Raw genomic sequence first — 13,333 nt, 5'->3', positions numbered from 1 at the left:
GGCTACTCGAACTGGCCGGATGCGACCGTGACACTTTTTGGCCGCTGACTAGTATGGAGGCCTGCCACATCACTGATCAGACTGCATAAGAAGGACACACGCATGCGACGCTGGAACGGCTGGGGAGAGGCAACAACGGTGGTCGAACTGCCGGCCCAGGGCGCGAGTTTTCTCCATGAACGGCTGGGGGCCGGGCGCGCGTTGCCCGATGCCACGCTGGAGTCGGCATTGGCGCGGGTGCCGCTCTCGCGATTGGCGGCGCACACCTTGTACAGCGTCGATGCCCATGACCGTCTGCTGCACGCCCGGGGCCAGAGCCTACCGGACTGGCTGGCGCTGCGCGAAGGTGCGCTGGGCATCTATCCGGACGCGGTGGCGTTCCCGGAAACCGCCGAACAGATCCGTCAATTGCTGTCGCTCGCCCATGAGCAGGACCTGTGCCTGATTCCCTATGGCGGCGGCACCTCGGTGGCCGGGCACATCAATCCGCCGGATTCGGCGCGGCCGGTGGTGACCGTGTCGCTGGCGCGGATGAATCGCCTGATCGATCTCGACGAGGCCAGCCAATTGGCGACGTTCGGCCCCGGTGCCAGTGGCCCGCAGGTGGAAAGTCAGCTGCGCGCTCGCGGCTACACGCTGGGGCATTTCCCGCAGTCGTGGGAGTTGTCGACGCTGGGCGGTTGGGTCGCCAGTCGCTCCAGCGGTCAGCAGTCGTTGCGCTATGGGCGTATCGAGCAATTGTTCGCTGGCGGCACCCTGGAAACCTTTGCCGGGCCACTGGAAATTCCGACCTTTCCAGCCTCGGCCGCGGGGCCTGATCTGCGCGAAGTGGTGCTCGGTTGCGAGGGCCGCTTCGGGATCATTTCCGAGGTCAAAGTGCGGGTCAGTCCGCTGCCCACCGATGAGCGTTTCTACGGCGTTTTCCTGCCCAGTTGGAGCAAGGCGCTGCAAGCGATCCGCCAATTGGCTCAGGCGCGGGTGCCGCTGTCGATGCTGCGCCTGTCGAACGCGGTGGAGACCGAAACCCAACTGGCGCTGGCCGGGCATCCGCAGCAGATCGCCTGGCTGGAGAAGTATCTGAACCTGCGCGGTGCCGGTGAAGGCAAATGCCTGCTGACCTTCGGCGTGACCGGCAACCGCCGGCAAAACGCGCTGTCGCTGAGCCAGGCGCGGCAGCATCTGAAAGCCTTCGGTGGCGTGTTCACCGGCACCTTGCTTGGTAAGAAATGGGCGCAGAACCGCTTCCGTTTCCCCTACCTGCGCGAGAACCTGTGGAACGCCGGTTACGTGGTCGACACCCTGGAAACCGCCACTGACTGGAGCAACGTCGACCACCTGCTCAACCTGATCGAAAACAGCTTGCGCGATGCCTTGGCGGCGCAGGGCGAACGGGTGCATGTGTTCACCCATCTGTCCCACGTCTACGGCGAAGGCTCGAGCATCTACACCACTTACGTGTTTCGCCCGGCGGCGGATTATCCGGCGACGCTGGCGCGCTGGCAGGCACTCAAGCACGCGGCCAGCCAGACCATCGTCGACAACCACGGCACCATCAGCCACCAGCACGGCGTCGGCAAGGATCACGCGCCGTATCTGCCACGCGAGAAAGGCGCACTGGCGATGGACACCTTGCAGGCGCTGAGCAAGCACTTCGATCCGGCCGGGCGCCTCAACCCCGGCACGCTGTTGCAGGAGTGACGGTCATGCATCCGGACTGGAACGCCGCATGGCGCCAGCAAACCTTGCCGACATTGGCCGACGAAACCTGGGATCTGATCGTCGTCGGCGGCGGCATCAGCGGTGCCGGCATCCTGCGCGAAGCGGCGCGGCGTGGCTGGCGTTGTCTGCTGCTGGAACAACGGGATTTCGCCTGGGGCACCTCCAGCCGATCGTCGAAAATGGTCCATGGCGGTTTGCGTTACATCGCCAAGGGCCATTGGCGCCTGACCCGCGATTCAGTGCGCGAGCGGCAGCGTCTGCTCGACGAAGCGCCGGGGCTGGTGGAGCCGATGAGTTTCATGATGCCGCACTATCGCGGCGGCTTTCCCGGGCCGCGTGTGTTCGGTGGCTTGTTGTCGGTGTACGACGCGTTGGCGGGACGCCGCAGCCATCGTTTTCATGATGCGCAGCAACTGCGTTTTCTGGCGCCGGGGGTGAAGGAAAATCACCTGCTCGGCGGTACCTGTTTTGTCGATGCGCTGACCGATGACGCACGGCTGGTGATGCGCGTATTGAGCGAAGCGCGGGCCGATGGCGCGGCGGTGTTCAACGGGGTGCGCGTCGAACATTTGCTGCGCGAAAACGGTCGGGTGTGTGGGGTGCAGATCGAGGACTGCGAAGCGGGTGGATCGCTGCAATTGCGTTGCGGCGTGCTGGCGGTGGCGACCGGGGCGTGGGCTGAGCGCCTGCGTTTGCCCGAGGCTCCGCGACAGTTGCGGCCATTGCGCGGCAGCCATCTGCTGCTGCCGGGCTGGCGCTTGCCGGTGGCGCAGGCGTTGACGTTTCTGCATGCGCGCGACCGTCGGCCAGTGTTCGTTTTTCCGTGGGAAGGGGCGACGGTGGTTGGCACCACCGACCTCGATCATCGCGAGAATCTGGATCAGAGCGCGAGCATCAGCGCCGACGAACTCGACTATCTGCTGGCGGCCTGCACGCAACAATTTCCAGGTGCCGAAGTGACGGCGAGCGATGTGCTGTCGACCTGGTCCGGCGTACGTCCGGTGGTCGGCAGCGCGGCGGCTGAGCAGCAAGGCAAACCGTCGAATGAAACCCGTGAACATGTGCTGTGGCAGGAGCCGGGTTGCGTCACCCTGGCCGGCGGCAAACTGACGACGTTTCGCCCGCAAGCCATCGAAGTGCTCAAGGCCTGCGCCGACATGCTTGGCCGCGATTTCGAAGATGACGGCGCAGCGGTTTTTGCCGCTGTAGCGCCACTGCCGATCCCCGGACTCAGCCCGCAACAGTGGCGACGTCTGGCCGGCAGGCACGGCCGTGATCTGCCGCGACTGGCGCAGCTGATCACCGAGTTGGGCCACGAAACGGTCGGCAACACCGACACCTTGTGGGCAGAACTGGCCTTCGCCTGTGAGGCGGAAATGGTCCTGCACCTCGATGATCTGTTGCTGCGCCGCACCCGACTGGGCCTGTTGCTGGCGCGCGGTGGCGAAGAGCATTTCGCTGCCATCCGCCAACGCTGCCAGCCACGCCTGGGCTGGGACGATGCACACTGGCAGCAAGAGCTGCAACGTTACCGGACGTTGTGGCAACGCCATCACGGTCTGCCGGATGCCACGCCTTGAGGCCCCTTGAAGAGAGCGCCATGGATAACCACCCGAACACGCGTTACCTGCTGGCGATCGACAACGGCACCCAGAGCGTGCGCGCATTGCTCTTCGATTTGCAGGGCAATCTGCTCGGTAAAGGCAAGGTCGAGTTGCAGGCGTATTACTCGACGCAACCGGGCTGGGCCGAGCAGAACCCGGAATATTATTGGGCAAAACTCGGCGAAGCCTGTCAGCAGGTATGGGCGCAAACCGGGATTGATCGCTCGCAGATTGCCGGGGTGTCGCTGACCACTCAGCGCGGCACAGTGATCAACGTCGATGCTCAGGGCAAGCCGCTGCGCCCGGCCATTCTGTGGCTCGATCAGCGGCAGAGCGAAGTCGAGGGCGGGATCAAGGGGCCGTGGGGCTGGCTGTTCAAACTGGTCGGCGCGCAGGCCACCGTGGATTATTTTCGCGCTCAGGCCGAGGCCAACTGGATCGCCAGACACCAGCCTGAAGTATGGGCAGCGACCGACAAGTTTTTGCTGCTCTCGGGGTTTCTCACCCATCGTTTGTGTGGGCGCTTTGTCGACTCGGTGGGTTGTTGCGTCGGCTATTTGCCGTTCGACTTCAAACGCCTGAAATGGGCCGCACCCAGCGACTGGAAATGGCAGGCGCTGGCGGTGCGTCCGGAGCAATTGCCGACCTTGCACAAACCCGGCGAAACCCTTGGCTACATCAGCGCTGAAGCGAGCCGCCACACGGGGATTCCCGAGGGGCTGCCGCTGATTGCCGCGGGCGCCGACAAGGCCTGCGAAGTGGTCGGTTCCGGCGTGGTCGATGCGAGCACGGTGTGCCTGTCCTACGGCACCACCGCGACGATCACCAGCACTCGCTCGCGCTACCTGGAAATCGTTCCGCTGATCCCGCCGTACCCCTCGGCGGTGCCGGATCAGTACAACTGCGAGGTGATGATTTATCGCGGTTACTGGATGGTCAGCTGGTTCAAGAACGAGTTCGGCCTGCGCGAGATGCAGCAGGCAAAAGAGCAGGGCATTGAACCCGAGCAACTGTTCGATGCGCTGGTGAATGCGGTGCCGCCGGGATCGATGGGGCTGATGCTGCAACCGTACTGGTCGCCGGGGATTCGTGAGCCGGGTGTCGAAGCCAAAGGCGCGATGATCGGCTTCGGCGACGTGCACACCCGCGCGCACATTTACCGGGCGATTCTGGAAGGGCTGGCGTATGCGCTGCGCCAGGGGCTGGAGAACATCGAGAAGCGCTCGAAGGTGTCGATCAAGCGCCTGCGAGTGGCGGGTGGCGGTTCGCAGAGTGATGCGGCGATGCAGCTGACGGCGAATATTTTTGGTCTGCCGGCGGAGCGCCCGCATGTGTACGAAGCGTCCGGGCTGGGCGCGGCGATCTGTTGTGCGGTGGGGTTGGGCTTGTATGCGGATTTCCCCACGGCGATCGCTGCGATGACCCGGGTCGGCGCGGTGTTCACACCGCAGCCCGAGGCGCAGCAGGTCTATGAGCGTTTGTACAACGAGGTGTACCTGCGCATGTATCGCCAGCTCAAACCGTTGTACCAGAGCATCCGCAAAATCACCGGTTACCCCGCTTAAAAGTACGGTGGTGATCTCCTGTGGGAGCGGGCTTGCTCGCGAAGGCGGTGTGTCAGCTTGCACCTGTTTGACTGACACACCGCCATCGCGAGCAGGCTCACTCCTACAGGGGGGCGTGGTGATTCGCACATGGCGCTATCGGAGACTTTTTCTGGTGAGATCGGACAGTGTCAGCGCCGTAGGCGGTTGTTAGGCTCAACCCCCACGGCACCTCCAATAAGAATTAAAAGCAATGAAGCTGACATTTCTCCTGTTGCTGCTTTGTGCAATGGCCCCGACGGCGTGGGGCTGGTCGAATCACACGGTGGGCAGCTATCTGGCGTTGCAGGAACTGCCGGCGCTGCGCAATGCGCCGCCGGTCGAGGTCGAGCCGCTGGAGCGTTTTCTCGCCGAGCAGTATCCGGCCGTGGTCGCGCTGCTGGAGCAACAGGAAAACTTCGCCCGTGAACACTTCACCCAGTACCCGCCGCGCCCCGACAATCTGAAGCTGCCCGCGGTGCCGGGCGACAATCTGCGCCACGATTTTCTCACGGCGTTGCGGCTCAATCCGCGCATTCATCTGGCGATGGTCATTCAGCCGCTGCCGGGCCAAGACCTGCCCGAACGCGAACACCTCAGTGCCGATCAGGTGATGGTCGAGCAGACGCTTTCGCCATGGAATCGTCAGCGTTTCATTCGCGTGGCGGACGGCGAAAAAGTCGCGGCGCTGGCGGTATTGGCAAGCGCCGCCGACGAGCCGGATTACGGTCACGACATCAACCTGTTCAGCGATAACCCCGGCGAGGTCGGCGCGCTGTATGGCTTCGGCCCGCAGCCGTTTGGCGATGCGCGTTTTCAGTACAGCTCGCAGGCGCCGTTCCACATGGGCTTCTTCCATGAAAGCCCGGTGGTGTATGCCGCTGCCGGATTTCTTCAGCGCAGTTGGCCGGACTGGCGCGCCTATCAGTACCTGGGGTTGGCGCGTTTGGCGTTCGCCTCTGGCCATCCTTACTGGGGTTACCGCTTTCTCGGATGGGGCGCGCACCACGTGCAGGACCTGACCCAGCCGTATCACGCCAAGCCATTGCCCGGGGTCGAACTGCCGAGCCTGTTGCTGCTGGAAGGCAAGGCGCTGGCCGGTTTTGCCGATGATAAAAAAGCCTCGATCGAGCGCGTCGCCACCCGCCATATGGAAATCGAGAAATATCAATCGACCTGGTTGCGCCGCGTGCTGCGCGCCGGTCAGGCGCATCCGATGCTCGCGGCCTACGCCGATGTCGCTCAAGACCAACAGTATCCGCCGTACTCGGTGGACTACTTGCGCGACGTGGTCAGCGCCGAGTCGGTCGAGGACTCGGCGGCGTTCGATGAAGCCATCGGCCAGTGGCTGGAGACGGCCCCGCTGACCAGTGATTTCAGCAGCGGCAATCAGGTGCAGCGCGAGACATTCGAGCATCCGGCACTCAATCAGCAGCTGTTCAAACTGCTCGGGCATTTCGGCGCGCACAGCCGGATTTATGTCCGTGCCGGACTGGCACCGTAGCCATCGCGGCCACGCAAAAAAACAATAAGAACAAGGAAGGAGGAACCCATGATCAACACTCGATTGCGCCTCACCGGCGTGGCACTGCCCGGTGTCGGCCTGGCAGGGCTGCTGCAACTCTGCGCGGTGGACGCGGTGCAGGCTGCCGAGTTCAGCGTGCTGGACAATCAAGTCACCGGCTCGATCGACACGACCCTGTCCTATGGGCGTTTGTGGCGGGTGCAGGGCCGCGACAAGAACAACGATGACGTCAACACCAACGACGGCAATCGCAACTTCGACACCGGGCTGGTTTCCGAGGTGTACAAGATCACTTCGGAGCTGGAGGCCAACTATCAGAACTACGGAATGTTCCTGCGCGGCACGGCGTTCTACGACACCCAGTTGATGGACAAACGCAACGATTACTACCGCAACAACAACCCGGCGCAGCCGAGCCAGAGCTACCCGCAGGACGACCGTTTCACCAGCCAGACCCGCGACATCGCCGGCAGCCGGATCGAGATGCTCGACGCCTATGTCTACGGCAACTGGGACGTGGCGCAGATGCCGGTCACCGCGCGGGTCGGTCGTCAGGTGTTCAACTGGGGCGAGGGGATTTTCTATCGCGGCGGGATCAACACCACCAACCCGGTGGACGCGGCGAAATACCGTTTGCCGGGGGCCGAGGTCAAGGAAGTGCTGATGCCGGTGGAGGCCGTGAGCTTCAACATTGGCCTCAGCGATTCGCTGACCCTGGAGAGCTTCTACCAGACCAACTGGAAGGAGACCCGCATCGATCCGGTCGGGACTTTCTACTCGCAGACCGACCTCTTCGCTGATGGCGGCAACACCGGTTACAACAACTTCAGCGGCACGGCGCTCGACACCCCGGTGCCGGGCTTCGGCAACGTCATCGGGCTATACAGCGCACTGGGCAACAACCCGTTGCTCGGCCCGGCGCTGAAAAGCACCGGCCTGTACGCCAACGGTGTGACCCCGGCCTACGGCAACACGCTGAAAGTGGCGTCGATCGGCAAGGACTACAACGCGCGCAACGACGGCCAGTTCGGCTTCGCCTTCCGCTACATCGCCGAGGAACTCAACAGCACCGAGTTCGGCCTGTACCTGGTCAATTACCACGCCAAGGAACCGACCATTGCCGCTGACCTCGGTGGCTACAAAGGCATCGACATGAATGCCCTGACCAACATGCTCTCCAGCGTCGCTGGCAGTCAGGCCGGGGCGCTGGCGAATGGTCTGGCGACAGCCGACGTGATGGGCAATATTCAGGCGCATCGGCGCTATGCCGAAGACATCCGCATGTACGGTTTCAGCTTCAACACCACTTTGGGCCAGGCCTCGGTGTTCGGTGAGATTGCCTACCGGCCGAACCTGCCAATCGGCATCGCCGCGACTAACGACTTGATCGGCGACCTGGCCAACGGTGCCGCCGTAGCGGTGACCGGCAAGGCGATCAACGTCGGCGGGCAGATGGTCACCCTCGACAGCGAGATCAATAACGCCGAACGCGTGGAGGCGTTCAACACCTCATTGGGCAGCATCTACAACTTCGGCCCGACGCTGTCGTTCGACTCGATGTTCGGCATCTTCGAACTGGCTTCCGAGCACCTGCGCGGCAGCAGTCTGCAATACACCGCCTACGACGGCAGCACGCGCTATTACGCCGGTACCGGCAACACCTCTTATGTGTCCGGCGGTGATCGTGACGATCAGGTCAACCGCAATTCCTACAGCTACACGGTGATGTTCAACGGCACCTGGAACGACGTGTACGCCGGGGTCAACGTCTCGCCTTACGTCGTCTACAAGGACGACTTCAAGGGCAACAGCTATCAGGCCGGCAACACCATCGACGGGCGCAAGGCCTACACCCTGGGGATCAAGGCCAACTACCAGAACAAGCTCGAAGCCGAGGTGCAATACACCAACTTCTGGGGCGGCGGACAGAACAACGGGATTCGCGACCGCGACAACGTCGGGTTCAACCTCAAGTATTTCCTTTGATATCCAGAACACAGGCGCACCCCCTTGTAGGAGTGAGCCTGCTCGCGATAGCGGATTTTCAGTCGCAGTAGATGTTGTCTGACACACCGCTATCGCGAGCAGGCTCACTCCTACAAAGGACTTGCGGTGATTTTCAGACCTCACCCCCATCTCGGAGATCGATCATGTTTTACACATCACGATTCAGCAAAACCACGCTGGCGCTGGTTCTGGGCCTCACCGCCGGCAGCGTCCTCGCCGCCATCACCCCGCAACAAGCCGAACAACTGAAAACCACCCTCACGCCCATGGGCGCCGAGCGCGCCGGCAACGCCGCCGGCACCATTCCGGCCTGGACCGGCGGCATCACCCAGGCGCCCGCCGGCTACAAACCGGGCCAACATCACCCGGACCCATATGCGGCGGACAAGCCGTTGTTCACCATTACCAAGGCCAACCTCGACCAGTACAAGGCCCACCTCAGCCCCGGTCAGATTGCGCTGTTCAACAGCTACCCGGACACGTTCCAGATGCCGGTCTACCCGTCGCGTCGCTCGGGTTCGGCGCCGCAGTGGCTGTATGACAACACCCTGAAGAACGCGACCTCGGCCAAGCTGCTGGAGGGCGGCAGCGGATTCGCCGATGCCTACGGTGGCGTGCCGTTCCCGGTGCCCAAGGACGGCATCGAAGTGCTGTGGAACCACATCACCCGTTATCGCGGAATCTACGTGGTACGTCGCGCGTCCGAAGCCCCGGTGCAGCGCAACGGCAGCTTTGCCCTCGTCACCTCGCAGCAGGAAGCGCTGTTCAACTTCTACCGTCCGGGCGGGCAGTACGCCGACCTGAAAAACATCCTGTTCTACTACCTCGCTTTCGTGAAAAGTCCGGCGCGGCTGGCCGGTGGTGCGGCGTTGGTGCACGAGATGCTCGATCAGCTCAAGGACCCGCGCCAGGCCTGGGTCTACGACGCCGGCCAACGCCGCGTGCGCCGCGCGCCGAACCTGGCATATGACACGCCGATCGCCTCGTCCGATGGCCTGCGCACGGCGGACGATACCGACCTGTTCAACGGCTCGCCGGACCGCTACGACTGGAAGCTCAAGGGCAAGCAGGAAATCTACATTCCCTACAACAACTACAAGGTCGGCAGCCCCGACGTGAAGTACGCACAACTGCTGACCCCGGGCCACCTCAACCCGCAATTCACCCGCTATGAGCTGCACCGTGTGTGGGTGGTCGAAGGCAACCTCAAGCCGGGCGCGCGGCATATCTATTCCAAGCGCGTGCTGTTTCTCGACGAGGACAGCTGGGGCGCGGCGCTGGTTGATCAATACGATGGGCGAGGGGAGTTGTGGCGGGTGTCGATGGCCTACCTGAAAAACTTCTACGACCTGCCGACCACCTGGAGCGCACTGGACGTGTTCCACGACCTGCAGGCCCGGCGTTACTACGTGCAGAACCTCGACAACGAAGAAGCCTCCACCGTGGACTTCTCGCAACCGGTGCCGGAAGACGCGTATTTCATGCCGTCGGCGTTGCGCCAGCGCGGGACGCGCTAAGGGGCACCGGACTGCTGATCGAACGCAATCCCTGTAGGAGTTGCCGCAGGCTGCGATCTTTTGACTTTGATTTTTTAAAACAAGATCAAAAGATCGCAGCCTGCGGCAGCTCCTACACGAAGGCGTGTTGTCTGGGAGATCAGGGTGGTCGGGCTGACGCCATCGCGAGCAGGCTCGCTCCTACAAGGGATTGGCGTTGTTCACATGAGCTGTGTTCAACGCCTTACCTGTAGGAGCGAGCCTGCTCGCGAATCGATCTTTCGTTCAGCGCAGAGGTGAAGGTCAGACGCGGAAATGGTTGACCATCTGCAGCAGTGAGAATGGCCGTTCGGAAGATTGCGAGGTTTCAGCAAGAAAGGATGTGCTAGCCTGCAATCAATGATTTCATTGATTGCAGGAGGCGTCATGGCCAGCATCACCATTCGAAACCTTGACGAGAAGCTCAAGGAACAGTTGCGTATCACCGCTGCTCATAACGGACATTCCATGGAAGAAGAGGCCCGCCTGATTCTTGGTCGAGCCTTGGCAACAGTGGATCGTGCCGGTGGACTTGGCAGCCGGATACGCAACAGATTCAGTGCTCTTGGCGGAGCAGAACTTGATCTGCCAGCGCGCTCAGAGAAAGCCACCGGGGTGGATTTCTCTGAATGATAGTGCTCGATACCAACGTGCTTTCAGAGTTTATGCGTATCGAACCTGAAGCCAGAGTGCTGGCCTGGGTTGATGCGCAGCCCGCCATGGATCTGGCCATCAGTGCGATAACGGTGGCAGAGATACTCCACGGCATCGCCCGACTTCCCTCAGGCAAGCGCAAACAGAATCTCCAAGCCCATGCGATGGCAATGTTCGAGGAGGACTTCGCTGGACGCATTTTGCCATTCGATGCGCATGCCGCCGTCGAGTACGCGTCACTCGTAACAGATTGCGAGGCAAAGGGGCGAGCGGCGTCGATGGCTGATGCTCAGATAGCCGCAATCTGCCGGGCTCATGGTGCGGCAGTCGCCACGCGTAACGTGAAGGACTTTCAGTTCTCAGGAGTGGAAGTGATTAATCCGTGGGAGGCGGGGGCGTAGATCCAGTGAGCATGGGGTGCCAGGGCTGACGCCATCGCGAGCAGGCTCACTCCTACAAGGGATTGGCGTTGTTCACATAATCTGTGTTCAACGCCGTACTGGTAGGAGTGAGCCTGCTCGCGATTCGGTTGTTGCGTCAGCGCTGTACGAGTGTCAGACGCGGAAGTGGCTCACCATCTGCTGCAACTGACCACCCAGGCGTGCCAGTTCAACGCTGGACGCTGCGGTTTCATCGCTGGCCGCGGCGGTCTGTTCCGACACGTCGCGTACATTGATGATGCTGCGGCTGATTTCTTCGGCCACGGCGCTTTGCTGTTCGGCAGCGGCGGCGATCTGCTGGTTCATCGACTGGATGTTCGACACCGTGCGGGTGATGTTTTCCAGGGAGTCGCCAGCCTTGCGGGTCAGGGCCACGCTGCTGTCGGTCAGGGCGCGGCTGTTGTTCATCACGGCCGCGACTTGCTGGGTGCCGTTCTGCAGACCGGCGACCAGGCCTTCGATTTCCTCGGTGGACTTCTGCGTGCGCTGGGCCAGGCCACGGACTTCGTCGGCAACCACGGCAAACCCTCGACCGGCCTCACCGGCGCGCGCCGCTTCAATGGCTGCGTTGAGCGCCAGCAGGTTGGTCTGTTCGGCCACGGCCTTGATCACGTCCATGACGCTGCCGATCTTGTCGCTTTCCTGTTGCAGCACGCTCATGGCTTCGGTGGAACGCACCACTTCGCTGGCCAAACGCTCGATCTGCGCGATGGCTTCATTCACCACTTTGTCGCCTTCACGGGCTTCGCCGTCAGCGGCGGCAGCGGCTTGCGAGGCTTCTTCGGCGTTGCGCGCGACTTCCTGCACGGTGGCGGTCATCTCGTGCATGGCGGTGGCCACCTGATCGGTCTCGACCTTCTGGCTGTTCACACCGGCGCTGGTTTGTTCGGTCACGGCCGAGAGTTCTTCGGCGGCGCTGGCGATCTGAGTGACGCCGTCGCGGATGCCGCTGATCAGGTCGCGCAGGGTCACGCCCATGCGCGCGATGCCTTGTTGCAGTACGCCAAGTTCGTCGCGACGAGTGACGGTGACGTTCTGGGTCAGGTCGCCGCTGGCAATGCGCTCGACCACGGCCAGGGTCTCTTGCAGCGGACGGGTGATCTGACGGGTGATGATCACCGCGGCAATCACACCGACCAACAGCGCCAGCAGGGTGCTGATCAACTGGAAGGTACGGGCCTGGGCGCTTTCGATGTCGCGACGGTCGAGCTGGATCTGGTACAGCTGCTCGCTGGTGTTGACGATGGCGGTGCCCTGATCGGTCATCTCTTTACGCGCCTGCACCGCTTCGCTGTTGGCGCTTTTATACGCCTGCAACGCGCTGCGGTAATTGGTCAGGGCGGTTTCCAGCTGACGGAGCGTGTCTTGCTGGGTACCCGAGAAGTGCGTGTTCAACTGCTTGAGGCTGTCGATGGCCACGTTCAGTTGGGCGACGGCTTTCTGCTCGGTTTCGGCATTAGTGGTGGCGGTGTAGCCGCGCACTTCATAGCGCGCGAGGATGAACGCTTCCTTGGCTTCGGTGATGGCCTGGAACTGCGCGAAGCGCTCGTCGCTCAGGGGTAACTGCTGAACGCGCTTGCTGATCGCTTCGATCATGTTGTAAGCGGTGTCGGCGTTGGTGCCCATCACGTCACGAGCACTGTTGCCGGTGCGGTACGCGTTGCGCATCTTGTTCAGCGAGGTCTGGTACTCGGCGATGGTCGCCGCCTGCTCCTTGAGCAGTTTGACGTTTTCCGGGCTCTTGAACTTGTTGATCAGCGCCTGTTGTTGCGCGGCGAAGCTTTCGAGGGTGGTTTGTACATTTTGCGCGGCGGTTTCGTCGCCGTTGGTCAGCATGTATTGCAGGCGCACCACACGCAGCTTGGTCAGACCCGCATTGAGCTGGGTGATGTCGCTCATCCAGTTGCTGCGGTCAATCAGGCCGCCGAGGCTGGTCCAGCCCGTCAGGGCGAGGACGCAGGTCAGGGCCAGGACCAGGCCGAAGCCCAAGCCCAATTTCATGTTCACGCTGATGTTGCCGAACCAGCTATTCATCACAATTCCTCCAGGAACGTAGAGCTACTTGATCGTCGGTCAGGCTGGAAGATTGTTGTTTTTTTGAGCCAGCAAGGGTGTTAGCAGGTTTGTATCGGCCGCAAACACGAGAGCTGAAAGGATTTTGTCCTACGGAATTTGTAACAAGGGCACTTCAAGACTTTTTTCACATACGTTTCACCGGCCACTTACGCACGCCTCTTTACCCTTGCCGCATCGAATTGACTGTGAT

The 13,333-nt window shown here is 62.0% G+C and carries 9 protein-coding genes; 8 read left to right on the top strand and 1 reads right to left on the bottom strand.

Annotated features, from left to right (window positions below; all coding sequences use genetic code 11):
* The first annotated feature begins 102 nt into the window (after positions 1 to 102).
* The 8 genes from LCH64_RS26485 to LCH64_RS26450 all read left to right on the top strand — a co-directional run bounded on the left by LCH64_RS26485 (position 103) and on the right by LCH64_RS26450 (position 11,028).
* Positions 103 to 1,698 carry an FAD-binding oxidoreductase gene (locus LCH64_RS26485; protein WP_226501765.1) on the top strand — a complete coding sequence of 532 codons (1,596 nt, stop codon included), beginning with the start codon at positions 103 to 105 and terminating at the stop codon, positions 1,696 to 1,698.
* A gap of 5 nt (positions 1,699 to 1,703) precedes the next feature.
* Positions 1,704 to 3,299, top strand: a complete 1,596-nt coding sequence (locus LCH64_RS26480) for a glycerol-3-phosphate dehydrogenase/oxidase (RefSeq protein WP_226501764.1) — start codon at positions 1,704 to 1,706, stop codon at positions 3,297 to 3,299.
* 20 nt (positions 3,300 to 3,319) lie between these two features.
* A complete protein-coding gene (locus tag LCH64_RS26475; RefSeq protein ID WP_226501763.1) occupies positions 3,320 to 4,888 on the top strand; it encodes an FGGY-family carbohydrate kinase in 1,569 nt (522 codons plus the stop codon).
* Between the two features lie 232 nt (positions 4,889 to 5,120).
* Positions 5,121 to 6,410, top strand: a complete 1,290-nt coding sequence (locus tag LCH64_RS26470) for a phospholipase (protein ID WP_226501762.1) — start codon at positions 5,121 to 5,123, stop codon at positions 6,408 to 6,410.
* 48 nt (positions 6,411 to 6,458) lie between these two features.
* The gene (locus LCH64_RS26465) at positions 6,459 to 8,417 is read left to right on the top strand and encodes a DUF1302 domain-containing protein (RefSeq protein ID WP_226501761.1); all 1,959 of its coding nucleotides are present in this window, start codon (positions 6,459 to 6,461) and stop codon (positions 8,415 to 8,417) included.
* 164 nt (positions 8,418 to 8,581) lie between these two features.
* Positions 8,582 to 9,955, top strand: a complete 1,374-nt coding sequence (locus tag LCH64_RS26460; RefSeq protein ID WP_103485474.1) for a DUF1329 domain-containing protein — start codon at positions 8,582 to 8,584, stop codon at positions 9,953 to 9,955.
* A 405-nt stretch (positions 9,956 to 10,360) separates the two neighbouring features.
* On the top strand, positions 10,361 to 10,606 hold the full coding sequence (locus LCH64_RS26455; protein WP_003221476.1) for a hypothetical protein: 246 nt from the start codon (positions 10,361 to 10,363) through the stop codon (positions 10,604 to 10,606).
* Positions 10,603 to 11,028 (top strand): type II toxin-antitoxin system VapC family toxin, encoded by a 426-nt coding sequence (locus LCH64_RS26450; protein WP_226501760.1) that lies wholly within the window; start codon positions 10,603 to 10,605, stop codon positions 11,026 to 11,028. Before LCH64_RS26455 ends, LCH64_RS26450 begins: the two co-directional genes overlap by 4 nt.
* A 153-nt stretch (positions 11,029 to 11,181) precedes the next feature.
* Here the strand turns inward: LCH64_RS26450 and LCH64_RS26445 are convergent, their stop codons facing one another.
* The gene (locus LCH64_RS26445) at positions 11,182 to 13,101 is read right to left on the bottom strand and encodes a methyl-accepting chemotaxis protein (protein WP_226501759.1); all 1,920 of its coding nucleotides are present in this window, start codon (positions 13,099 to 13,101) and stop codon (positions 11,182 to 11,184) included.
* Positions 13,102 to 13,333: the final 232 nt, after the last annotated feature.

The sequence above is a fragment of the Pseudomonas sp. MWU16-30322 genome, assembly GCF_020515535.1.
GTDB classification, from domain to species: Bacteria; Pseudomonadota; Gammaproteobacteria; order Pseudomonadales; family Pseudomonadaceae; genus Aquipseudomonas; species Aquipseudomonas fluorescens_H.
Note: the sequence above shows the minus strand (reverse complement) of the source record. Positions and strands in the feature narration are given on the sequence as shown.